We start from the raw sequence: 21,008 nt of genomic DNA, 5'->3' as shown, positions 1-21,008 counted from the left end.
CGGTCAAAAGCTTCGCCCTCCGCTCTCGCTTATGCTGCCTGCAGGCGTGCGATCTCATTCCACATCTGCATGGCTGCGGCTCTCAGTTCGCGGTGATGATCGGATGGAATATTGTGGCGTGGAATGTGAAAGAGATTTGCGACGGGGTCATGAATCGAAACGAACCGCTGGAGATGTCGGGCTGACTTGAAACCCTTCATGACCCGTTCTCGCCGTCGTGTCGGCTGATGGGAATTCTCCGCCCGGTTGTTCAGGCCTTTGTGCGAGCGATGCTCGACGTCGGGCATGATATCGCGCTTTGCCGCGCCATAGGATCGCAGTTTGTCGGTGATCATGACGCTCGGCGCATGCCCCTGGCCTTTGAGAAGCTTTCGCATCAGGCGTTTGGCGGCCTTGGCATTGCGGCGGCTTTGCACCAGAACGTCGAGAACGAAGCCATCCTGATCGACAGCCCGCCACAGCCAGTGTTTCTTGCCGCCAATGGAGATGACGACCTCATCGAGGTACCATTTGTCGCCGAGCCTGCCGGCGGATCGCCTCCGGATATCATTGGCGAAATGCCTGCCGAATTTCTCCACCCAGAGGCGTACGGTCTGGTGCGAAACGATGACCCCACGCGCCGCCAGCAGGTCTTCGACCATGCGCAGACTGAGTGGAAAACGAAGATAGAGCCAGACGGCATGAGCAATCACCTCGGCTGGAAACCGGTGGCGGCGATAAAGGGGATCACGGCCTGTCATGGCCCGTTATTCACACATCAACTTCCACATTCCGTTAAGTTGACGATGCCCGAGGCAGGCCCTGATGAACGCGTCTTTGCCACCCGTGCGCCCGCCGCGTTTGTTCGCCTTTTTGATACGGCAAGAACCTTTCCCTATGTCTCCGAACGGGAGCCAGGCGCCAAGGGGCGGCGGATCCATGTGCCTCAGGGGCGTATGCCGGGTGGCGGATCGTCTATCAACGGAATGATCTATATTCGAGGCGATCGGCAGGATTTTGACGACTGGCAGCAACCCGGTTGGTCCTATGCCGACGTGCTTCCCTATTTTATCCGTTCGGAGGCGAATGAAAGGCTCTCGGATCGCTATCACGGCACGGAGGGGCCGCTATCGGTGGTCGATATCCCTCATCGGCATCCGATCAACGCGGCCTTTGTACTGGCAGCCCAACAGGCGGGGTTGCCGTATAACCACGACTTTAACGGAGAGACGCAGCTCGGCGTGGGTTGGTTTCAAGTTACACAGCGCGGCGGCGAGCGCGCATCGACGGCACGTGCGTTTCTGCGGCCGGCGATGTCGCGTGGCCAGATTCGCCTGGAGCTTGAGGCGACCGTCGAGCGCGTTGTTATCGAGGATGGCCGCGCTGCCGGCGTGGTCTGGCAGAAGGGTGGCCGGCAACAGGCACGGGCGTCAAAGGCCGTCATTATCAGCGCCGGCACGATGGGATCGCCCAAGGTCTTGATGTTATCCGGGATCGGCCCCGCCGCGCAGCTTGCAGCGCACGGTATCGACGTTGTGCGCGACCTCCCGGTCGGTCGAAACTATCAGGATCACCTCCAGGCTCCCAATTATTACGCCACCCGTGAACCGATCAGCCTGCTCGGGCAGGACAAGGGATTGAAGGCTGCGCGTCATGGCCTGCAATGGCTGCTCACGCGCACCGGCCTCTTGACATCCAATGTTGGTGAAGTCGCTGCCTTTGCAGACACGACCGCTGCCGGACGCGCGGATGTTCAGATCCATTCGTTTCCGATCTTCGTTCCCGATCATGAACGCGCCCCGCCCGAGGGGCATGGTTTCTCGATTGCACCGTGCGACATCCGGCCTCATTCGCGCGGCGAGGTTCTCCTGCGTTCGTCTGATCCTTCCGCACAGGTCAGGATCGTTGCCAATGCGCTTGCCGATGATCGGGACGTTGCAACGCTGGTGCGCGGGCTGAAACTTGTACGCAGGATTGCCAGAATGCCGGCGATGGCCGCACTCATAGAGCGGGAACTCATTCTTGATGCAGGTGACGATGCACCCGATGCGGTTCTTGCCGATTACATTCGCGACTATGTCAAGACGGTCTATCATCCGGTCGGCACGTGCCGCATGGGAGAGGGGCCTGAAGCCGTGGTTGATGCAAATTTGAAGGTGCATGGGACCGAAGGGCTGTATGTGGTCGATGCCTCGGTGATGCCCGCGATCACGTCCGGCAATACCAATGCACCAACGATCATGATTGCGGAGAAGGCGGCAGATATGATCCGGGAAAAAACGGCGCCAGCCCCCGCTACCCTTAAGGAGTAAACAATGCAGGTTTCCCTTGCCAAGCACACGATCACTGCCGAAGCTGCGCAGGCACTCGCCCGGGCGGCGATAGAAGCCGCGCGGGCACGGGGGCTTTCTGTGGGCGTTTGTGTGACCGATGCCGAAGGTGCACCCATGGCGCTTCTGCGAATGGACGGGGTTGGCGCACCGATTGTCGATTTCTGCTCTGAGAAGGCCTACACGGCTGCCGTCACCGGGGCGGCAACACGCGATTTCCACGCACACATCACATCCACCCCTTCGCTGGCGATGGGCATGACCGGGCGGCCGAGGTTTTTGGTCTGGGGCGGCGGAGTTCCTGTCTGCTCCGATGAACACGTCATCGGCGGAATCGGCATATCAGGCGGGACGGAGGACGAGGACATCGAGATTGCTTCTGAAGCTCTAAAGGCAATGGGTTTCGAGTAGGTTCTGTTGCAAACTCTTCGCTAACCGACGACCGATAATCATCTCTTGAGATTTTGGGAGATGACAATGTTAAAAGGCTGGCATTTCGACCAGCCTGTAGAAATGTAGGGACCTGGGAGACATCCGTTTTATTGTGTTTCAACAGCAAGGATGAAGATCATGATGAAACCCAGACGAGCCGCTTCTCAATCATCGGCGCGGAGGCCAATACCCACCGATTTATTGTGCTGTGATCCACCTCGAAACCGCGCTCCCGGAACATATCTTCCAGGTCCCGATAGCTGAGTGGATATCACAGGTCCCAGGTAACCGCCTGCAAGATCAACCGTGCCTCAAAATACCACCCCTTGAAATCATCCTTCGCCTGGCGCTTCAGCTTTTCCGCTATCGCATTCAAAATCATCGGTACGCTCCGCAACATCTGGAGCGTCAAAATCTCTTCCGATGGTCAATATAAGGTTAAGCACGAAAATTTGCGACAGGCCCCGCGATCGCTTCAAGCTCTTCGATCAGCACATGGAGCTCGCGCGAAACGGAAGCGTTTGCCCGAAGCGAGATGCCGACGGGACCGCCGAGGAGTTCGTTGCGAACCGGCAGTACCGTCAGCGATCCCGCCGAAAGCTCGGCTGCGACCACACCTTGCGAGATGAACCATATCGTATCGGAGGTTTCGACCACGCGGCGGCCGAAGGTATGGGAGACATTCTCATAGGCGGGCGTCGGCATGGCGAGCCCCAGCGATTGTATGAAGGCGCGCACCGAGGCGTAGATCACCGCGCCTGACGGCGGCAGCATCAGCGGAAAGCGCAGAAAATCCTCCGCCGACCAGGATCGTCCGTCCAGGGGATGGCCGGGCCGGATCACCGGCACGACGCGCTCCCAGTATAATTGCCGGAAGGTGAGGCCGTGGCCGCCACCCGTCGGTGGCATGCGCCCCACGACAATGTCGAGCGCGCCCTCTCGCAATTGCGAGAGCAGCAGCCAGTTGGGGCCGGTCGAAACCCTGAGCGTTGCGGCCGGGTGGCGCTTGCGGAACGCCTCGGCCGCATCAGGGAACAATTCGCTCGCCGCTGTCGGCAACACGCCGGCGGCGATCCGGAAGGTCTTCGCAGCGCCGCCTTGCAGCAGCGTCTGGGCGCGCGACAGTTCGGCAAGCGCCGTGCCGGCCGATTGCTGGAGCAGCCGCCCGCTCGGCAGCAGCGTCAGTCGTCTGCCGCTGCGGTCGAACAGCGCCGTCCCCATCATCTCTTCAAGCTCCTGGATGGTTTTCGAGGCCGCCGGCTGACTGATCTTCAAGGCATCGGCGGCGGCTGACAGACTGCCCAGACGGGCGGTTTCCAGAAAGCAGTTCAGATGCCGGAGGCGCAGGCGTGGATGAAGCATCATATAACCCTCAAGCTATATATTTTGTGTTCTTTTATAATTTTATTCCCATTTCGGCTATGGCAGAGTTGCGATCGGAGGATTGGAAATGCTGACGATTTCGAGCGGTGATACGTACATCAATGTCCGCGATGAAGGCCCCAGGACCGGCCGGGTACTGGTGTTTGCCAATTCGCTTGGCACCGATATGCGGGTGTTCGACGCCCTCCTGCCACTGTTGCCGCAGGGCTTGCGGCTGGTGCGTTTCGACAAGCGCGGCCACGGGCTGTCGGATGCGCCGCCACACCCCTACGCCATGGAAGATCTCGTCGGCGACGCGGAAAACATCTGCGCGGCGCTCGGACTTTCCGAAATCACGTTCATCGGTCTTTCGATTGGCGGGCTGATCGGCCAGGGCCTCGCCGCCCTGCGACCGGACCTGGTGAAGGCGCTGGTGCTGATGGATACAGCGGCGAAGATCGGCACAGCAGATATGTGGCAGAGCCGCATAGAGACGGCGCTCGGGCCCGGCATAGAGACGATGGCCGATGGCGTGCTGCAGCGCTGGTTTACCGAGAGTTTCCGCACGGATTCCCCTGAATTTCCGGCCTGGCGCAACATGCTGCTGCGCACCCCGGCTGAAGGCTATGCCGGGTGCTGCGCGGCGATCAGCGGTGCGGATTATACCGAAGCCACACGCGCGCTGAGGCTGCCGGTGCTGGCGCTTGCAGGCGATCAGGATGGATCGACGCCGCCCGATCTGGTGCGCCAGACCGCGGAACTCTGCAATGCTGACTTCCAAATCATTGCCGGCGCGGGCCATCTGCCCTGCGTCGAAAAACCCGCCGAGACGGCGCGGCTGATCGCCGATTTTCTGAAAAGGACCGGTTGATGAACGAACGCTACGACAAGGGCATGCAGGTGCGCCGCGCGGTTCTGGGCGATGCCCATGTCGACCGCGCCGAAGCCGACAGAACCGAATTCGACGCGCCGTTTCAGCGCCTGATCACCGAAGGCGCCTGGGGCACGGTCTGGGCCTCGGACGGTATTACGCCGCGCGAGCGGTCGATGCTGACGCTGGCGCTGCTCGCCGCGACCGGCAATTTTTCAGAAATCCCGATGCATATCCGCGCCACCGCCCGCACCGGAGCCAGCAAGCGTGATGTGCAGGAGGCGTTTCAGCATGTTGCGATCTATGCCGGCGTTCCGCGCGCCAACCACGCGCTGAAACTCGCCAAGGAGACATACAAGGAAATGGAGGATCCATCCGATGACTGATCTGGGACCGCTGATCCCGCGCGACCGTGCGGCGCATCCGCCCGCCTATGACCCCGGCTACAAGACCTCGGTCACGCGCTCGCCCAACCTGCCGCTGCTTTCGCTCGAAAGCGGCCCGACGGAGGAAACCGGCCCGGTCTTCGGCCATGGCCGTTTCGGCGCTCTCGACAATAATCTGATCCTCAACTGGACCAAGGGCGAGGCGCCGGCGATCGGCGAGCGCATTCTCGTTCACGGCCATGTGCTGGATGAAAACGCGAAGGCTGTGCCGCACACGCTTGTCGAAATCTGGCAGGCCAATGCTGGCGGACGCTACCGCCACAAGAAGGACAGCTACCTCGCGCCGCTCGACCCCAATTTCGGCGGCTGCGGACGCACGCTGACGGATGAGAACGGCTACTACCAGTTCCTCACCATCCGCCCCGGCGCCTATCCCTGGCCGAACCGCGGCAATGACTGGCGGCCGATGCATATCCATTTGTCGATCTTCGGCCACAGCTTCGGCCAGCGGCTGATCACCCAGTTGTATTTCGAGGGCGACCCTCTGATTCCGCTCTGTCCGATCGCCAACACCGTAAAGGATCGCGGCCAGCTCGACAGCCTTGTTGCGCCACTCGACCTTGGCGCATCGCGACCGCTCGATTTTCTCGCCTACAAGTTCGATATCGTGCTGCGCGGCCGGCGCCAGACCATGTTCGAGAACAGACTGGAGGGAATGTGACATGACCCAGAAACTGAACAGGCTGCGCGAAACCGCGTCCCAGACCGCAGGTCCCTATGTCCATATCGGAATGATGCCGACCCATGCGGGCAATGCCGGTTATTACGACGAGGAGTTCGGTGCAGAAGCCTTCGAGGAGGGTGCGGCAGGCGAGATCATCGAGATCTCCGGCTCGGTCTATGATGGAACCGGCTATGCGCTGCGCGATGCGCTGATCGAAAGCTGGCAGCCGGATGCCAACGGCAAATTCGCCGGCCAAGATGGCGCGGATCCGAAGGTTTCCGGCTTCTGCCGGTTTGCCGCCGATGCCGTGAGCGGGGAATTCATGCTGCGCACGATCAAGCCTGGCCCCGTCCGCCACCGCTCCGGCGCGCTCCAGGCCCCGCATATTGCGCTCTGGATTGTGGCGCGCGGCATCAATATCGGCCTGCAGACGCGAATCTATTTCGAGGACGAGGACAATTCGGAAGACCCGATCCTTGGCCGCATCGAGTTTCGCCCGCGCGTGGAGACGCTGATCGCGAAGAAGACGGGCGCGGGCAAATACCGCTTCGATATCCGGCTTCAAGGCGAGGGCGAAACGGTGTTTCTGGATATGTAAACGCCGATCGGCGCTTGCGCTTCCCGTCGTTTCGCGGCCTTGCGGGGCGGAAGAACTTAAGGGATGCGTCTGTTCCTCACGGGCGATAGAGCATCGGGCGATCAATCGGCATCGCCCGATGCTTCGGATTGTTTGTTGTACCGCGTCGGGTTGACGAAACCGGATTCCACTTTTTCGGTCGACGCTCTAAGGTGAGATCATGACGGCAAGTGTTTTCGATGACCCCTGGCTAGGGGGCCTCTTCGGCGACGGCGAGAGCGCCGCGATCTGGTCGCATGAACGGCGGCTTTCGCACATGCTGGCTTTCGAGGCCGCATGGGCGAGAGCGCTTGGCGCCTGCGGGCTGGCCGATGCCAAGATCGCCGAAAAGGCGGCGGCGGCCATTCTTGCGGCGAAGATCAATGACGATGACATTCGCGCCGGCACGGCCGCAGACGGCGTGCCGGTGCCTGCTCTGGTGCGGGCGCTGAAAACTTTGGCGGGTGACGCCGCAGTCCACACCGGCTCAACCTCGCAGGATGTGATGGACACGGCCTTAGCGCTGGCGCTGAAGGAAACCTCCGATCTGATCGCGGCCCAGATGTCTGCGCTTTCTGATGCGCTTGGCGAACTGGAGGCCCGCTTTGGCGGCAATCCTCTCATGGGCCGCACCCGGATGCAGGCTGCACGGGAAATCACGGTCGCCGACAGGATATCCGCATGGCGCGAACCGCTTGCCGAACATGCCGAGCGCCTCGCCGCGCTACGCCCGAGGGTCGAGCGCGTTCAGGTCGGCGGCGCTGCCGGCGATCGCAGGGCGCTCGGTGAAAAGGCGCAGGTCGTGACCGATCACGTGGCCGCAAGTCTCGGGCTTCATCCAACGACACGCTCATGGCAGGTGGGCCGCGACGGTATTGTGGACTATGCCGGCTTTCTCTCGCTCGTGTCGGGCACGCTCGGAAAGATCGGTCAGGATGTCGCGCTGATGGCGCAGCAGGGCATCGATGAGATCGCGCTTTCCGGTGGCGGCGGTTCCTCGGCCATGCCGCACAAGCAGAACCCGGTTCTGGCCGAGCTTCTGGTGACGCTGGCCCGCTTCAACGCGGTGCAGGTTTCCGGCATGCACCAGGCCCTGATTCACGAACAGGAGCGCTCCGGCGCGGCCTGGTCGCTCGAATGGATGATCCTGCCGCAAATGGCCGCAGCCACCGCCAGATCGCTTTCGGCGTGTTTGGCAGTGGCGGCAAATGTGGAGCGGATGGGTACGGTCTGAAGCTTTCGGGCGTCCGTCACGGTCCATACAAGACGTTCTATAATCGCTTCATCCGCTGGATCCGGCTGAGTGTGTTTGATGGCATCTTCGCGAAGTTAGCCGGAGAGGGGCCAAAACGCTCCCTTATACATTAAGCCAAATCTGTCTAAGAGCCGGATTCAAAAGTTCATGATGGGAAACAATATCGTGCGAGGCGTCTGGTCATTACCCTGATGCTTGCGATGTTGACCCATGCTGTGGCGCTTGCGATGGACTTTTCCCAATCTTTGGCCAGTCGACGGCATCGACCGAACCAGCCGAAGGTGCGCTCAACCACCCATCGGCGGGGCAGAACCTCAAAGCCTTTCGCTGTGTCGGAGCGCTTGATGATCTCAACGTTCCATTGGCCGCATCCGCGCAGCGCCTTTCGCAACTTTTGCCCGGCATAGCCGCCATCTGCGAAGACATGGCGCAGCCAGGGGAAACGGTAGCGGATGGCTTTCAGGACATCGGGCGCACCGTCACGGTCCTGGATATCAGCGGCATGGACAAGCACGAACAGCATCAGACCGAGCGTATCGGTGATGATGTGGCGCTTGCGGCCCTTGATCTTCTTGCCGGCGTCGTAGCCCGAAACCCCGCCACTTTCGGTGGTCTTGACGCTCTGGCTGTCGATGACACCGGCCGTGGGCGAGGCCTCACGCCCCTCCAGTTCGCGCGTAGCGCAGACAAGCAGATGGTTGATGGTCTGCCAAAGGCCGATATCGCGCCATCCATAGAAATAGCCTCGCACCGTGGAGACCGGAGGAAAATCCTTCGGCAGGGCCCGCCATTGGCTGCCGCTGCCCGCAATATAAAGGATCGCGTTCACCACCTCCCTCATGTTCGTTTTCCGTGGCCGCCCACCGGGCTTGGCCGACGGTATCAGTGGAGCAATTACAGCCCACTCACGATCCGTCAAATCGGTTGGATAGCGAAGGCGATCACGGTTATGCTGCAGGCGGGTGATATCAGTCCAGGGCATGCGATCCTCCACGTTCTTGGCAGAGGTGGTTGAATCACATCCTTCTGATATCACTCAATAACTTTTAAATCCGGCTCTCAAAGGCGTTGAGACGAAACACCGCGCATGCCGTCGGCATAATGCCGCTCTCCCTGCCTGCGCAGACGTGTCATCCTATGGTCAGGAACACCGGCCAGCAGATCCTCGGGAAGATCGACATGTTGCAGGTATTCCAACCGCTCAAGAAGACGGTTGGCCGACAAAGAGTTCGAACCAAGCTCGAACTGACGCAGCCACACGAATGGCGTCACCCGATCGTCAGTTGTCTCCTCGAGCAATGCAAGCAACTTTTCCCGGATCGGCATGGGCAACCGATCGGCAATCCGTGTCTCGATTTGACGCTCGGCATCGACCAGAGCCTGGCGCAAAGCCGCTCGGTCGTGGATGTTGCGGGAAGAACCGTGCGGGCGCGCCGGCATTTGGCTATGAAGCGACGAACAATGTCCTCATTTGACACCGCTAGTTCGGCTTCCCGGAACAGTCAGTCCTTCAACTCGCGTGCTCCGTGTCCGCAGAACTAGCGGAATCCATAGAGCGACCGCAACTCGGCAAGATGCTCGTGCCGCGTTTCCTCACGAGAGGCATAATCAACGAGATCGTCGGCACCAAGGGAGAGTTGTGCTCCGATGAACTCCACCACCTCGGTCCGTATCAGTTCGCCCGAAGCCAGCACCCGGCCGGGATAGCGCACGACGCACAGTTGCAAGGCTAAGCCGAACCTGTTGTGAGCACGTCGGCGTTGCCTGATGTGGCCGAAGCTTGTCGTCGATGCCGAACTGACGCTGGCGACCGGGCTGGCCGAGCGCGAGGCAGCCCTTGCCATGCTCGACCGGCGAAGCACAAAAAGCCGACGCATCACGCTTGCCACCGACAAGGCTTATGATGTCGAAGCCGTTGTCGGGAGCTCGCGCGCCCGCAAGGTCACGCCGCATATCGCCATCAACGGCAGTATTTCCAGGACCGTCAAGCTCCGTAAAACCGCCGTCGACAAGCGCACGATGCACCATCTCGGCTACGGCATAAGCCTGCGCTGCCGCAAGCGCACCGAAGAGGTGTTCAGGATCAAGGCGCAGGCCGGTTTCGCCAAAGTAAAGGTCCGGGGAAGGCCGAAAGTCGCCGCCGTCTTTGGATTCGCCATCGCGGCCTATAACCTTGTCAGACTGCTGAAGCTTCTTGCACTAGCCGCCGCATAGGCCGCCGCCCAGCCACCAAGGACCAAGTGCCAACACAGGCGACCGAAGTCAGCAACCGCATCAAACGCAATTCCCAGCCGAATACGCCACCAAAACAGCCAACCCAACCGTTTTGCAACAGCCTGCTAAACTGAATCGAACTTGATCGAATGGTAAAAAAAAGGCGAGCGTAGAGCTGCAATCCCAATGTCGCCTGCCGCTTTTTTGACCTCAGGTGCCAGCTCTGCCATATGCGCTTTCGTCATGCGCACTGAGGGGCCCGCTACGCTCAAAGTACCGATACATTGCTTGCTCGATACGTGCAGAACCGGGACCGCTATTGCTGAAGTTCCCGGTTCAAAGACCTCGTGTATCTCGGAGTACCCCAATCGCCGCGCGTCTGCGACATAATTCATTACCTCTGCCAGTGATTTTGGCGCTTTTGGACCATGGCCAGGCCGAATACCTTGCTTGGCAACTTGCTGAAGTGCCAGGTCTTCCGGCATCGTGGAAAGATATGCGAACCCGTTCGAGGTAGCACCCAGATATACTTCGGGCTCTTCTTCAGGATTGTACTGCAGTCCTCGGCGTGATCCTCGTGCTTTTGCGGTTCGCATGAGCCGCTCTCCTTCCACGACACATAGCATTGCGAGCTCTCCCGATTCCTCAGCGAGCCGGTCCAAGATCGGCAAGATGAGATCGGTTATGCCGGTGCCAATCTGGTGAATAAGCGCGAGCGAAGACAGTTTGACTGTTAGGCTGTAGAGACCGCGCTCGTGCTCCTGGCGCACATAACCCATTTCACGCAGATCATTGAGCAGCCGATGGGTTGCGCTCCTGGCGATCGTCAGCTGCCCGGATATGTCCGCCAGAGGCAGCCCGTCTGCGTGGCACGCCAACAATTCGATGATGGATAGGGCACGGTCGCGTGATGACATGTTCGCTCCTTGTTTAGTGGAACATTGTCTCAATTGGAACAAAACGGCAAGTGGCTTGACATAAGATAAATGATATGTGATTTGGAACATGTTCCAGATTCTAAGGGAGGGTTGAAGATGGCACAAGAAGGCCGAGAGGTGACGGGGCGGACGCGGCTTTACGTTGTCATCGGAGATCCCGTCACCCAAGTCCGGGCCCCCGAACGCCTGAACCCCTTATTCGTCCAGTCCGGGATCGACGCCATCATGGTTCCCCTGCACGTCGATCAGGTTCAGTTGGACGACCTGCTGCCAGCTTTGATGCGCTCGGAAAATCTTGATGGCATCCTTGTCACGATTCCCCACAAATTTGCTGTCTGTCGCCACGTATCAAGGGTCGGCTCAGCGGCGGAAAAGGCAGGGTGTGCGAACGCCCTGCGCCGCACCAGCCAAGGCTGGGAAGCAGAAAATTTCGATGGTGCGGGTTTTGTCGAAGGGCTCGCAGCTAGCCATTTTCATTCTGCCGGCAAACGAATCCTGATTGCGGGTTGCGGTGGCGCCGGCGCTTCGATCGCTGCTAGCTTGCTCGGCGTAAAGCCGCAGTCCATCGACTTGTTCGACGTCCAGCTCGACAGGAGTCGCAGGCTTGCCGAGCGGCTCTCGAACACCGCGACTTCGGTCCGTGCGTTGGACGGATTATCCGGTCCCTTGGCTTATGATCTGATCATCAATGCCACCCCGCTCGGTTTGGATCCCGACGATCCGTTGCCAATCCCGGTTGAACAGATTGAGAGAGGCTTGGTGGCCGATGTCATCATGAAGCCCCGCGAAACCGCGCTGCTCAAGCGCGCGCGGGAACGAGGGCTTGGCGTCCACCTCGGCGTTCATATGCTGGATGCTCAGATCAAGATGTACAGCGCGTTTTTCGGGTTGACGAATGAGGCGCAACATATGGGGGCCCGGCAATGAATTACCACTTCGATTTTATGGTCTTGTGGCCCTATTGGCCCCAACTCCTTTGGGGCTGCTTGATGACGTTGTGGCTCGCGACCTTATCGGTTGTCTCGGGTTTTTTGGTTGGGCTGTTGACGGCTGTCATTCGCGACAGTTCGGTTGCACCGCTTCGGTGGCTGGCGATCGGCTATGTCGAGCTGATCCGCAATACGCCTTTTCTGCTCCAGATATTCTTTATTTTCTTTGGCTTGCCGTCCGTTGGTATCAGCCTCAATCCCTGGCCGGCGGCGGTTTTGGCGTTGTCTTTGAATTGTGGCGCGTTTTCCTCCGAGATTATTCGACAAGGCATTGCCGCTATCCCGCGCGGGCAATTGGAGGCCGGCCGTGCGCTTGGACTCAGCGCGCCCCAGATTTTCCAGTTCATTGTCCTCAAGCCCGCGTTGCGGATCATCTTTCCTGCACTGGCGGGCCAGTTCATTCTCGCCCTGCTCACGACCAGCATCGCGTCCTCAATATCGGCTGAGGAATTGACCTCCGTTGCCCAGTCCATCGACACCGTCACATTCAGGAGCTTCGAAATATATCTCGTGATCACGCTTCTATACTTCGGACTATCCTACGTTTTCGCCTCTGTATTCAAGGCTATAACGAAAATATTCTTCTCGTACCCGTAAAGTGAGGCGCAAGGCATGGTTTTCATTCAAAAATTCGATGCATCGGCGGTCCTCCTTATCCTTTCTGGGCTGTGGTCAACGATCGCACTCTCGCTCATTGCCTTTGGCGTTGGCGGACTGATGGGGCTGGTGGTGGCCCTGCTGCGGACCAGTGGTGCCAGACTGCTCGAAAAACTGGCGACGGCCTATATCGATTTTTTTCAGGGTACGCCGTTGCTGCTTCAGCTTTTTCTTGCCTACTACGGCCTACCGCTCTTGGGCATAAGGGTCAGCCCCTGGGTCGCTGTTACGGTAGGCTTGATGCTGCATGCGAGCGCCTATCTTGGGGAAATCTGGCGTGGCGGGATCCAAGCAGTGCCAAAGGGGCAATCAGAGGCGGCGTCCGCTTTGGGGTTGTCCTACTTCCATCGGCTCAAGAGCGTGGTGTTGCCCCAGGCGATCCGGTTGTCACTAGCGCCAACCGTGGGATTTTCGGTTCAGTTGATCAAGGGCACGTCTCTGGCAGCCATCATTGGGTTTGTTGATCTGACGCGTTCGGCCCAGATCGTTTCAAACACCACTTACCAACCTCTGCTCGCCTATGGCGTGGCCGGTATCTTCTATTTCGCATTGTGCTTCCCGTTGTCCTACTTCAGCGCCCGATTGGCCAAGAAGTACAACCAAGCTTCTTAAGCGGATGATCCGCAAAACTGGAGGAAAAGCCTATGACTACATGCATCTTTAAAAACGTTTGGGCAAAGGCGCGCCCTCACGTCGTCTCACTTGCCATTGTCGGCATTGCGACCCTGGGGCTAGCGTCAGGAGCGGCGGCGCAAAAAACGGTGCAGGAGATAAAAGACTCGGGCGTGCTGCGTATTGGCTCCCAGGTTTCTCAGGTGCCCTGGGGCTTCACGGATGCGACCGGCACGCTTACCGGCTTTGACATTGAACTATCGCGGATGGCGGCCGAAGATCTTGGGGTGGAGCTCGAGACGACGCCGGTCACATCATCCAACCGGGTCGCGACGCTTTTGACCGGTCAGGTCGATGCTCTTGCTGCGGTCATGGGCATTTTTGAGGACCGTCAAAAGGTAGTCCTGTTCTCGCGCCCCTACGTCAACAACGACACTGTCTTTATTGGCCGCGCCGATATAGATGTTTCGGGTTATGACGAACTTTCGGGGCTTCGTGTCGGAGTTCCGCGTGGCACGCCGCAGGACATAGGGCTGACCAAAGTCAGCCCTAAAGGCGCGGTCATCCAACGCTTTGATGATGATGCCACAACCGTCCAGGCACTGTTGTCCGGGCAAGTCGACGTGATCGGCGGCGCATCTACGCAGCTTGGCAATATCGAACAGGTTGCCGGTCCCGACCGGTTCGATCAAAAGTTCGTCGTCGCTCGAGCCTTCAACGCTTTTGCCGTTCGGCCCGAAGATCGGGAACTGGCGGATTATCTCAGCGACTTTGTGGCTCGCAAGATCGAAAGCGGGGAGCTTGCTGAACTCTATAGCCAATGGATTGGCGGCGAGCTTGCGGATTTGCCCACCACCGGCGAAGGCCCGGACGCTCTTCCGATCAGCGTCAAATAACCCAAACGTTTCATACTGCGGGGAGGACACCTGCCGCCCCGCAGCCAACCTTTGAGGCTTAGCATGCAAACTAGCGCAGATCAGAGCTTAACCAGAGACCGGCACCAGTTGGGTGGGCCGGGCGAAACCATCATCTCCATTGAGGCACTCAATAAATTTTACGGCAGTTTTCACGCCCTCAAGGATATCAACCTCAAAGTCGCCGAGCGCGAGAAACTGGTGATCTGCGGACCGTCGGGTTCGGGCAAATCGACGCTCATTCGCTGTATCAATCACCTTGAGGTTTTTCAAAAAGGCCTGATCACGGTCGACGGAAATGAACTCACCTCGGTGGCTCGCAACGTCGACGCCGTCCGTGCCGAAGTGGGCATGGTTTTCCAGCAGTTCAATCTGTTCCCCCACCTTACTGTGCTTGAGAACTGTATGTTGGCGCCCCTGAAGGTGAGAAGGAAGACCAATGCGGAAGCGCGTGAGATCGCCATGAAATTTCTCGAGCGCGTCCGAATTCCCGAACAGGCTGGGAAGTATCCCGCAGAGCTCTCCGGCGGGCAACAACAGCGTGTCGCAATCGCTCGCGCGTTGTGCATGTCTCCCAAGATCATGCTGTTTGACGAACCGACTTCGGCGCTGGACCCCGAAATGGTCCGCGAAGTGCTCGACACAATGGTGGGCTTGGCGGAGGAAGGCATGACCATGCTCTGTGTCACCCATGAAATGGGCTTTGCGCGCAGCGTTGCCGACCGGGTCATATTCATGGCCGATGGCGAAATCGTTGTTGATGCGCCTCCCCCCCAGTTTTTCGACGATCCGGACAATCCGCGGTTGCGCGATTTTCTGGGTCAGATCCTTCACTAGTAACTTTTGACAGACAGAGAATGAGGCTCAAGGCATGTTGCCTGGACAGTTTTTTGACGACATCGATGAAGGTTCTGTCCACTGGACGCCAGGGATCACTGTGACGGAAACCCATATCCTGAATTACGCAGGGATCACCGGAGATTTCTCACCCGTGCATGTCGATGAGACCTTCGCGCGAAGCACAGATTTCGGTGGGCGGATCGCACATGGTCTCTTGGGCCTGAGTTTGACCGACGGGCTCAAGGTTCAGGCCACGTTATTTCGCGTAGGCGTTGCTTTGTCCTGGTCGTGGACATTCAAGCTTCCCATTCGCGCTGGCGATACAGTCCGCGTTCGCCTCGAAATAATCAGCAAGCGGATATCAAAGAGCAGACCGAACATGGGCATTTTTGCCATTGCCGTCGATCTGGTTAACCAGCGCGACGAAGTCGTCCAGAAAGGCGAGCATCACCTCATGGTCCCCCGGCGCCCGGAACTCCTGTCGGAGGAGAATTAATGGTGCGCGACAAATTTGTTACCGCAGATCAAGCCGCAGCCATGATCCCCGACGCCGCCACTGTGGCGTTGATTGGCGGGGGCGGCGGGTTGATGGAGCCGAACAGGGTGTTTCGGGCTATCTCCCATAGGTTCAAATCTGAAGGCCGCCCTGCAGCCTTGACCGTGGTTCACGCACTGGGGATTGGCGACAAAAAGACCGAAGGCATGAACCATTTTGCCCATCAGGGAATGGTCAAAAGGGTGATCGGCGGGCATTGGGTCTGGTCGCCTCAAATGCAGCGCCTGGCGCGGGACAACGCCATCGAGGCTTATGTCTTGCCCAGCGGTTGCGTCATGCAGCTTTATCGGGAAATTGCCGCGAAGCGTCCGGGGCTGTTCACCCATGTCGGCTTGGGAACGTTTGTCGATCCGCGTCAAAACGGAGGAAAGATGAATGAGGCCGCCAAGGATGATTTGGTGGAGGTCGTCCAGGTCGGGGGATCGGAGTTGCTCTGGTACAAGTCCTTCGGGATTGATGTCGCAATCATTCGCGGTTCGTTCGCCGACGCAGATGGCAACATCTCTCTCGATCAGGAAGCGGCCAACATAGACGTCTACGCAGCCGCGTTGGCGGCGCACAATTCGGGGGGCATCGTCATTGCTCAGGTAAGAACGGCAGTGGCGCGCAACTCCCTGTCGGCGCGCGCCGTGCGAGTACCCGGAGCCATCGTCGACGCTGTCGTTGTCGATCCCGACCAGAAAATGAGCTATGCCTTGGACTACGACCCCGCCGTGTCGGGAGAAATCCGTCCTCCCGCTGATCACGTTTTGCCATCGCTCGGCCAGGATGTACGCGCTTTAATTGCCCGTCGCGCCTACCAGGAACTGCGCGAAGGGGCTGTTATCAACTTTGGCGTGGGGATTGGTGAAGGCGTGGCCAGCCTGATTGCCGAAAAAGGTGAGCAGGACCGCTATTACCAAACCATCGAGCACGGGACGTACGGCGGCGCGTTGATGGTGGGGGACCTATTTGGTTACGCGCGGGGCGCATCGGCCATGATCGATGGTCCATCACAGTTTGACTTTTACTCCGGTGGCGGGCTCGATATCGCGTTTTTGGGTTTCGGCGAGTGCGACGCCATAGGCAATATCAATGTTTCCAAGCTGGGCGGGCTGACGGTCGGGCCTGGCGGGTTTATGGACATTGCCCAAAATGCGAAGCGTGTGGTGTTTTGTGGCACATTCGATGCCAAGGGCGGCAAGTCGCAAATCCTCAGGGGCGCGCTGAAACTGGAGCGCACGGGCGCGGTTCGCAAGCTTGTCGATAAGGTCGAGCAGGTGACTTATTCAGCCCAAAGCGCCCTTGAGCGCGGCCATAGCGCAATTTTGGTCACTGAACGTGCGGTGTTCGAATTTACGCGGCAAGGCGTGGTTCTCAAGGAAATTGCCCCCGGTATTGATCTTAAGACGGACGTTCTGGACCAAATGGGGTTTGAACCTTTGATTCCCACCCCCCCGCAAGCGATGGCGCCGGAGCTATTTTGTGGAGATTTGAACTAATGAAGTACATCAATCTCGGAGCCACGGGGCTGAAAGTTTCGAAGATTTGCCTTGGTTGCATGAGTTATGGCGACCCTTCTAAAGGAGAACATGGGTGGGTCTTGGACGAGCAGCAAGGTCGTCCGTTCCTGAAAGCGGCCCTCGATGCCGGGATCAATTTTTTCGACACCGCCAATATCTACTCTGATGGCGCCAGCGAAGAGGTTTTGGGCCGAGCAATCAAAGACTTCGCCGTGCGGGACGATGTGGTTCTGGGTACCAAAGTGCATGGCAAGATGCGCGCCAACGTCAATGGCGGTGGGCTCTCCCGCAAGGCAATCTTTGCCGAGGTGGATGCCAGCCTAAGACGTCTTGGAACCGATTTTGTCGATGTATTGCAGATCCATCGTTGGGATCACGAAACGCCTATTGAGGAAACGCTTGAGGCTCTGGACGTTGTCGTCCGTCAGGGCAAGGCGCGCTATCTCGGTGCATCCTCGATGCATGCCTGGCAATTCATGAAAGCCCTGGGGCTCCAACGCGCGAACGGGTGGACGCAATTCATCATGATGCAAAATCATGTGAACCTTTTGTACCGGGAAGAGGAACGGGAAATGCTTCCTCTGTGCCGGTCGGAGGGGATTGGCGTGACCCCTTGGTCCCCGCTGGCTCGCGGTCGCCTGACGCGCGCTCAAGACGACAATCGAGAAAGCGCGCGATATGCCGCTGATAACGTTGGTGCGCGATATTACGCGAAGGCCGGCGAAGCCGATAGTGAGATCATTGCGAGAGTCGGCGAACTTGCCGCGCGCCGGGAACGATCACGCGCGCAAATTGCTCTGAGCTGGCTTCTCCATAAGCCCGGCATTTCCGCCCCTGTCGTTGGGGCCACCAAACCTCACCATCTTGAGGCTGCTCTCGCTGCGGTGGATCTGTCGCTTGAGCCTGAGGAGATCGCCTACCTCGAAGAGCCTTATGTGCCTCGACCAATTTCAGGACATAGTTGAGCCCCCCATGAAAACCGCGATAGCGACCGTTTCAATCAGCGGTGATTTGCGTGAAAAGCTTGCCGCCATCGCAGCGACCGGCTTTGATGGCGTCGAGATATTCGAGAACGATTTCCTTGCCTTCGACGAAAGCCCGCGCGAAGTCGGCCGGATGGTGCGCGATCACGGACTGGAAATATCGCTTTTCCAGCCGTTCCGCGACTTCGAGGGCATGCCCGAACCACAGCGTACCCGCGCATTCGACCGGGCCGAGCGCAAGTTCGAGCTTATGAACGAGTTGGGGGCCGACCTCATGCTCGTCTGCTCCAGTGTCTCGCCGATTGCACTCGGCGGAATCGACAGGATTGCCGAGGATTTTCGTCAACTTGGTGAGCTCGCAGCCCGACACGGGATCCGGGTTGGTTACGAGGCGCTTGCCTGGGGTCGCCACGTTAGTGATCATCGTGACGCCTGGGAGGTCGTGCGCCGCGCCGAGCATCCCAATATCGGTCTTATCCTCGATTCCTTCCACACGCTGGCGAGAAAGATCGACCCGGAGACGATCCGCTCGATCCCAGGTGACCGAATCTTCTTCGTCCAGCTCGCCGACGCGCCGAAGATTGACATGGATCTGCTCTATTGGAGCCGCCACTTCCGCAATATGCCGGGCGAAGGCGACCTTAACGTCGCCGGGTTCATGCGCGCGGTCGCTGCTACCGGCTATGACGGGGTGCTGTCGCTGGAAATCTTCAACGACCAGTTTCGTGGCGGTTCACCGAAGTCCATATCAGTGGATGGCCATCGCTCCCTCGTCTACCTGATGGACAGGGTCCGTCGCGACGAACCCGATATTCGCATTAACGTCCCGTCAATGCCGGATCGGATTTCGGCAGGCGGTGTCGAGTTCATCGAGTTCGCCGCGAACCGCGACGAGGCAGAGGAACTCGGAGGCATGCTGCACACGCTCGGTTTTGCCCGCGCCGGCAGGCACGTTTCAAAGCAGGTCGAGTTGTGGTGTCAGGGCGATATCAACATCGTCATCAACACCGAACGTCAGGGATTTGCCCATTCCGCTTATATCCTGCACGGAACATCGGTCTGCGACATCGGGCTGAAGGTCGACGATGCCCATGCCACTGTTGAACGCGCCCGCGTTCTGGGTGCGGAGGTTTTCGAGCAACCCGTCGGCCCGGGTGAACTGCATATCCCGGCCATACGCGGCGTTGGCGGCGGTTTGATGCATTTCATCGACGCCAAAAGCGATCTCGCGCGGGTCTGGGACATCGAGTTCGAGCCGGTGGTCGATGATACCATCCCGCACGATGCCGGTCTCAAAGGCATCGACCACATCGCCCAGACGATGGACAGCAAGGAGATGCTGACTTGGCAGCTGTTCTACACGTCAATCTTCGACATGGTGAAAATGCCGATGGTCGACGTCGTCGATCCTGCCGGCCTGGTCCACAGCCAGGCCATCGAGACACCCGATGGCGCGCTGCGCGTGACGCTAAACGGGGTAGAGAACCGCCGCACGCTTGCCGGTCACTTTCTTGCTGAGAGCTTCGGATCGACCATGCAGCATCTCGCCTTCGAGACGGACGACATCTTCGCCACGGCCGAGGCGCTGGCCAGGAACGGCTTCACAGCGCTCGTCATCTCGCCGAATTACTATGACGACCTAGATGCCCGCTTTGGCCTCGATGAGGACTTCCTCGACCGCCTCCAGGCCGCGAGCATTCTCTACGATCGCGATGGCGAGGCGGAATATTTCCAGCTCTACAGTCCGATCTACGGCGAAGGCTTCTTCTTCGAGATCGTCGAGCGACGAAACGGATACCGAGGTTACGGCGCGGCAAACGCCCAGTTCCGCACCGCCGCCCAGAAGCGCCACATGCGTCCAAAGGGCATGCCGAAGCGGTGAATTCGGACGGCGCATTGCCCAAACCTGATTGGGCCTGGTTGTGATTAGGCGTGGAACAAGGGCTCTGACTGAGAACGGCGGTGCAAAAGTCGGCCACGGAAGCGGCGGAATAATTCGGTCGCGGGCGGCGTAAAAACCGGCCACCTATTTTCCTTCTGCACTGAGCGCAGGAGGGACAGAGGATCTACACCGTGGAACTTTATCTGAAGGTTCGTCTGGCCGTCTCGGAAGGGATGAGCCGACGTCAGGCAGCCAAACACTTCAACATATCCCGCGACAGCGTAGCGAAGATGCTGACGTATTCGACGCCTCCTGGCTATCAGCGACAATCACCAGTCCGGCGGCCGAAGCTGGATGCGTTCGTTTCGACGATCGACCACTGGTTGGACGAAGACAGACACGTACCTCGCAAACAGCGCCATACGGCCAAGCGTGTTTTCGACCGGCTTCGTGACGAATGCGGGTTCACCGGCGGCTATACGATCATCAAGGATTATATCCGGGAGCGGGAACAGCGCCGTCAGGAAGTGTTCGTGCCGCTGTCGCATCCGCCCGGCCATGCGCAGGCTGATTTCGGTGAGGCGACGGTCGTGATCGGCGGTGTCGAGCAGAAAGCCCGTTTCTTCGTGCTCGATCTTCCGCATAGCGACGGCTGCTACGTGCGGGCTTATCCGGCGGCGGTGGCCGAGGCCTGGGTCGATGGCCACGTCCATGCGTTCGCCTTCTTCGGGGCCGTGCCGCAGTCGATCGTCTACGACAATGACCGCTGCCTTGTGGCGAAGATCCTGCCTGATGGCACGCGCAAGCGGGCAACACTGTTCAGCGGGTTCCTGTCCCATTATCTGATCCGGGATCGCTATGGCCGTCCCGGAAAGGGCAATGACAAGGGGAATGTCGAGGGCCTCGTGGGCTATGCCCGGCGTAACTTCATGGTCCCCATCCCGCAGTTTCCGACGTGGGATGCGT

Annotated in this window: 23 protein-coding genes and 2 pseudogenes; 18 read left to right on the top strand and 7 right to left on the bottom strand. The window is 59.1% G+C overall.

Features of this window, described 5'->3' with window-relative positions; genetic code table 11:
* Positions 1-29: 29 nt before the first annotated feature.
* Positions 30-740 carry an IS6 family transposase gene (locus V6766_RS21530; protein ID WP_448470054.1) on the bottom strand — a complete coding sequence of 237 codons (711 nt, stop codon included), beginning with the start codon at positions 738-740 and terminating at the stop codon, positions 30-32.
* Between V6766_RS21530 and V6766_RS21525 the strand changes: the two genes are divergently transcribed.
* Both V6766_RS21525 and V6766_RS21520 read left to right on the top strand, forming a co-directional pair.
* Positions 681-2,291 (top strand): GMC family oxidoreductase, encoded by a 1,611-nt coding sequence (locus V6766_RS21525; protein WP_448470052.1) that lies wholly within the window; start codon positions 681-683, stop codon positions 2,289-2,291. The genes V6766_RS21530 and V6766_RS21525 overlap by 60 nt on opposite strands.
* 3 nt (positions 2,292-2,294) lie before the next feature.
* The gene (locus tag V6766_RS21520) at positions 2,295-2,720 is read left to right on the top strand and encodes a GlcG/HbpS family heme-binding protein (protein ID WP_448470050.1); all 426 of its coding nucleotides are present in this window, start codon (positions 2,295-2,297) and stop codon (positions 2,718-2,720) included.
* A gap of 175 nt (positions 2,721-2,895) precedes the next feature.
* On the opposite strand, the pseudogene V6766_RS21515 reads toward V6766_RS21520, so the two are convergent.
* Together V6766_RS21515 and V6766_RS21510 are read right to left on the bottom strand one after the other, a co-directional pair.
* Positions 2,896-3,123: pseudogene (locus tag V6766_RS21515) on the bottom strand (IS6 family transposase); the annotation flags it as partial.
* Between the two features lie 56 nt (positions 3,124-3,179).
* A complete protein-coding gene (locus tag V6766_RS21510; RefSeq protein ID WP_448470048.1) occupies positions 3,180-4,106 on the bottom strand; it encodes a LysR substrate-binding domain-containing protein in 927 nt (308 codons plus the stop codon).
* Positions 4,107-4,191: 85 nt separating this feature from the next.
* Here V6766_RS21510 and pcaD point away from each other — a divergent pair, with 85 nt between their 5' ends.
* From pcaD to V6766_RS21485, 5 genes are all read left to right on the top strand, one after another.
* A complete protein-coding gene (gene pcaD / locus V6766_RS21505; protein WP_448470046.1) occupies positions 4,192-4,974 on the top strand; it encodes a 3-oxoadipate enol-lactonase in 783 nt (260 codons plus the stop codon).
* Positions 4,974-5,360, top strand: coding sequence for a 4-carboxymuconolactone decarboxylase (pcaC, locus tag V6766_RS21500; protein WP_448470044.1), 387 nt, complete (start codon positions 4,974-4,976; stop codon positions 5,358-5,360). Before pcaD ends, pcaC begins: the two co-directional genes overlap by 1 nt.
* Entirely contained in the window at positions 5,353-6,081 is a 729-nt protein-coding gene (pcaH, locus tag V6766_RS21495; protein WP_448470042.1) for a protocatechuate 3,4-dioxygenase subunit beta, read from the top strand. The genes pcaC and pcaH overlap by 8 nt, the downstream gene beginning before the upstream one ends.
* 1 nt (position 6,082) lies before the next feature.
* Complete coding sequence (pcaG, locus tag V6766_RS21490; protein ID WP_448470040.1) at positions 6,083-6,682, top strand: protocatechuate 3,4-dioxygenase subunit alpha; 600 nt, start codon at positions 6,083-6,085, stop codon at positions 6,680-6,682.
* 199 nt (positions 6,683-6,881) lie between these two features.
* On the top strand, positions 6,882-7,934 hold the full coding sequence (locus V6766_RS21485; protein WP_448470038.1) for a 3-carboxy-cis,cis-muconate cycloisomerase: 1,053 nt from the start codon (positions 6,882-6,884) through the stop codon (positions 7,932-7,934).
* A gap of 166 nt (positions 7,935-8,100) precedes the next feature.
* Here the strand turns inward: V6766_RS21485 and V6766_RS21480 are convergent, their stop codons facing one another.
* The 3 genes from V6766_RS21480 to V6766_RS21470 all read right to left on the bottom strand — a co-directional run bounded on the left by V6766_RS21480 (position 8,101) and on the right by V6766_RS21470 (position 9,799).
* Positions 8,101-8,937 (bottom strand): IS5 family transposase, encoded by an 837-nt coding sequence (locus tag V6766_RS21480; protein ID WP_448470036.1) that lies wholly within the window; start codon positions 8,935-8,937, stop codon positions 8,101-8,103.
* Positions 8,938-9,014: 77 nt separating this feature from the next.
* Positions 9,015-9,395, bottom strand: coding sequence for a hypothetical protein (locus V6766_RS21475; protein WP_448470034.1), 381 nt, complete (start codon positions 9,393-9,395; stop codon positions 9,015-9,017).
* Positions 9,396-9,493: 98 nt separating this feature from the next.
* Positions 9,494-9,799, bottom strand: a complete 306-nt coding sequence (locus V6766_RS21470) for a DUF4158 domain-containing protein (protein ID WP_448470032.1) — start codon at positions 9,797-9,799, stop codon at positions 9,494-9,496.
* Here V6766_RS21470 and V6766_RS21465 point away from each other — a divergent pair.
* A pseudogene (locus V6766_RS21465) lies at positions 9,735-10,169 on the top strand (transposase); the annotation flags it as partial. The gene V6766_RS21470 and the pseudogene V6766_RS21465 overlap by 65 nt on opposite strands.
* A 125-nt stretch (positions 10,170-10,294) precedes the next feature.
* On the opposite strand, the gene V6766_RS21460 reads toward V6766_RS21465, so the two are convergent.
* On the bottom strand, positions 10,295-11,086 hold the full coding sequence (locus V6766_RS21460; RefSeq protein WP_448470030.1) for an IclR family transcriptional regulator: 792 nt from the start codon (positions 11,084-11,086) through the stop codon (positions 10,295-10,297).
* A 117-nt stretch (positions 11,087-11,203) separates the two neighbouring features.
* Here V6766_RS21460 and V6766_RS21455 point away from each other — a divergent pair, with 117 nt between their 5' ends.
* The 10 genes from V6766_RS21455 to istA form a co-directional block, all read left to right on the top strand.
* Positions 11,204-12,034, top strand: a complete 831-nt coding sequence (locus V6766_RS21455; protein WP_448470028.1) for a shikimate dehydrogenase family protein — start codon at positions 11,204-11,206, stop codon at positions 12,032-12,034.
* Complete coding sequence (locus V6766_RS21450; protein ID WP_448470026.1) at positions 12,031-12,693, top strand: amino acid ABC transporter permease; 663 nt, start codon at positions 12,031-12,033, stop codon at positions 12,691-12,693. The genes V6766_RS21455 and V6766_RS21450 overlap by 4 nt, the downstream gene beginning before the upstream one ends.
* A gap of 15 nt (positions 12,694-12,708) precedes the next feature.
* Positions 12,709-13,365 carry an amino acid ABC transporter permease gene (locus V6766_RS21445; protein ID WP_448470024.1) on the top strand — a complete coding sequence of 219 codons (657 nt, stop codon included), beginning with the start codon at positions 12,709-12,711 and terminating at the stop codon, positions 13,363-13,365.
* A 32-nt stretch (positions 13,366-13,397) separates the two neighbouring features.
* Positions 13,398-14,261, top strand: coding sequence for a transporter substrate-binding domain-containing protein (locus tag V6766_RS21440; RefSeq protein WP_448470022.1), 864 nt, complete (start codon positions 13,398-13,400; stop codon positions 14,259-14,261).
* A gap of 63 nt (positions 14,262-14,324) precedes the next feature.
* On the top strand, positions 14,325-15,116 hold the full coding sequence (locus V6766_RS21435; protein ID WP_448470020.1) for an amino acid ABC transporter ATP-binding protein: 792 nt from the start codon (positions 14,325-14,327) through the stop codon (positions 15,114-15,116).
* 34 nt (positions 15,117-15,150) lie between these two features.
* A complete protein-coding gene (locus tag V6766_RS21430; RefSeq protein ID WP_448470018.1) occupies positions 15,151-15,615 on the top strand; it encodes a MaoC family dehydratase in 465 nt (154 codons plus the stop codon).
* Positions 15,615-17,156, top strand: a complete 1,542-nt coding sequence (locus V6766_RS21425) for an acyl CoA:acetate/3-ketoacid CoA transferase (protein ID WP_448470016.1) — start codon at positions 15,615-15,617, stop codon at positions 17,154-17,156. The genes V6766_RS21430 and V6766_RS21425 overlap by 1 nt, the downstream gene beginning before the upstream one ends.
* Positions 17,156-18,142 (top strand): aldo/keto reductase, encoded by a 987-nt coding sequence (locus V6766_RS21420; protein WP_448470014.1) that lies wholly within the window; start codon positions 17,156-17,158, stop codon positions 18,140-18,142. The genes V6766_RS21425 and V6766_RS21420 overlap by 1 nt, the downstream gene beginning before the upstream one ends.
* A gap of 7 nt (positions 18,143-18,149) precedes the next feature.
* Entirely contained in the window at positions 18,150-20,042 is a 1,893-nt protein-coding gene (locus V6766_RS21415) for a bifunctional sugar phosphate isomerase/epimerase/4-hydroxyphenylpyruvate dioxygenase family protein (protein ID WP_448470012.1), read from the top strand.
* Between the two features lie 191 nt (positions 20,043-20,233).
* Positions 20,234-21,008 (top strand): IS21 family transposase (gene istA, locus V6766_RS21410; protein WP_448470010.1); only part of this gene is annotated, 775 nt, incomplete at its 3' end.

It is taken from the genome of Martelella sp. AMO21009 (assembly GCF_053484295.1).
The sequence above is the reverse complement of the archived record's forward strand: the minus strand, read 5'-3'. Positions and strand labels throughout refer to the sequence as shown.

What these genes read in the sequence shown, in the direction of transcription:
- V6766_RS21425 (WP_448470016.1), top strand. Translation starts at nt 15,615, where the DNA reads ATGGTGCGCGACAAATTTGTTACCGCAGATCAAGCCGCAGCCATGATC.
- pcaC (WP_448470044.1), top strand. Translation starts at nt 4,974, where the DNA reads ATGAACGAACGCTACGACAAGGGCATGCAGGTGCGCCGCGCGGTTCTG.
- V6766_RS21475 (WP_448470034.1), bottom strand. Translation starts at nt 9,395, where the DNA reads ATGCCGGCGCGCCCGCACGGTTCTTCCCGCAACATCCACGACCGAGCG.
- V6766_RS21455 (WP_448470028.1), top strand. Translation starts at nt 11,204, where the DNA reads ATGGCACAAGAAGGCCGAGAGGTGACGGGGCGGACGCGGCTTTACGTT.
- V6766_RS21485 (WP_448470038.1), top strand. Translation starts at nt 6,882, where the DNA reads ATGACGGCAAGTGTTTTCGATGACCCCTGGCTAGGGGGCCTCTTCGGC.
- V6766_RS21420 (WP_448470014.1), top strand. Translation starts at nt 17,156, where the DNA reads ATGAAGTACATCAATCTCGGAGCCACGGGGCTGAAAGTTTCGAAGATT.
- V6766_RS21460 (WP_448470030.1), bottom strand. Translation starts at nt 11,086, where the DNA reads ATGTCATCACGCGACCGTGCCCTATCCATCATCGAATTGTTGGCGTGC.
- V6766_RS21435 (WP_448470020.1), top strand. Translation starts at nt 14,325, where the DNA reads ATGCAAACTAGCGCAGATCAGAGCTTAACCAGAGACCGGCACCAGTTG.
- V6766_RS21415 (WP_448470012.1), top strand. Translation starts at nt 18,150, where the DNA reads ATGAAAACCGCGATAGCGACCGTTTCAATCAGCGGTGATTTGCGTGAA.
- pcaH (WP_448470042.1), top strand. Translation starts at nt 5,353, where the DNA reads ATGACTGATCTGGGACCGCTGATCCCGCGCGACCGTGCGGCGCATCCG.
- V6766_RS21470 (WP_448470032.1), bottom strand. Translation starts at nt 9,799, where the DNA reads ATGGCAAGGGCTGCCTCGCGCTCGGCCAGCCCGGTCGCCAGCGTCAGT.
- V6766_RS21440 (WP_448470022.1), top strand. Translation starts at nt 13,398, where the DNA reads ATGACTACATGCATCTTTAAAAACGTTTGGGCAAAGGCGCGCCCTCAC.
- V6766_RS21450 (WP_448470026.1), top strand. Translation starts at nt 12,031, where the DNA reads ATGAATTACCACTTCGATTTTATGGTCTTGTGGCCCTATTGGCCCCAA.
- pcaG (WP_448470040.1), top strand. Translation starts at nt 6,083, where the DNA reads ATGACCCAGAAACTGAACAGGCTGCGCGAAACCGCGTCCCAGACCGCA.
- V6766_RS21480 (WP_448470036.1), bottom strand. Translation starts at nt 8,937, where the DNA reads ATGCCCTGGACTGATATCACCCGCCTGCAGCATAACCGTGATCGCCTT.
- V6766_RS21445 (WP_448470024.1), top strand. Translation starts at nt 12,709, where the DNA reads ATGGTTTTCATTCAAAAATTCGATGCATCGGCGGTCCTCCTTATCCTT.
- V6766_RS21510 (WP_448470048.1), bottom strand. Translation starts at nt 4,106, where the DNA reads ATGATGCTTCATCCACGCCTGCGCCTCCGGCATCTGAACTGCTTTCTG.
- pcaD (WP_448470046.1), top strand. Translation starts at nt 4,192, where the DNA reads ATGCTGACGATTTCGAGCGGTGATACGTACATCAATGTCCGCGATGAA.
- V6766_RS21530 (WP_448470054.1), bottom strand. Translation starts at nt 740, where the DNA reads ATGACAGGCCGTGATCCCCTTTATCGCCGCCACCGGTTTCCAGCCGAG.
- V6766_RS21525 (WP_448470052.1), top strand. Translation starts at nt 681, where the DNA reads ATGAGCAATCACCTCGGCTGGAAACCGGTGGCGGCGATAAAGGGGATC.
- V6766_RS21430 (WP_448470018.1), top strand. Translation starts at nt 15,151, where the DNA reads ATGTTGCCTGGACAGTTTTTTGACGACATCGATGAAGGTTCTGTCCAC.
- V6766_RS21520 (WP_448470050.1), top strand. Translation starts at nt 2,295, where the DNA reads ATGCAGGTTTCCCTTGCCAAGCACACGATCACTGCCGAAGCTGCGCAG.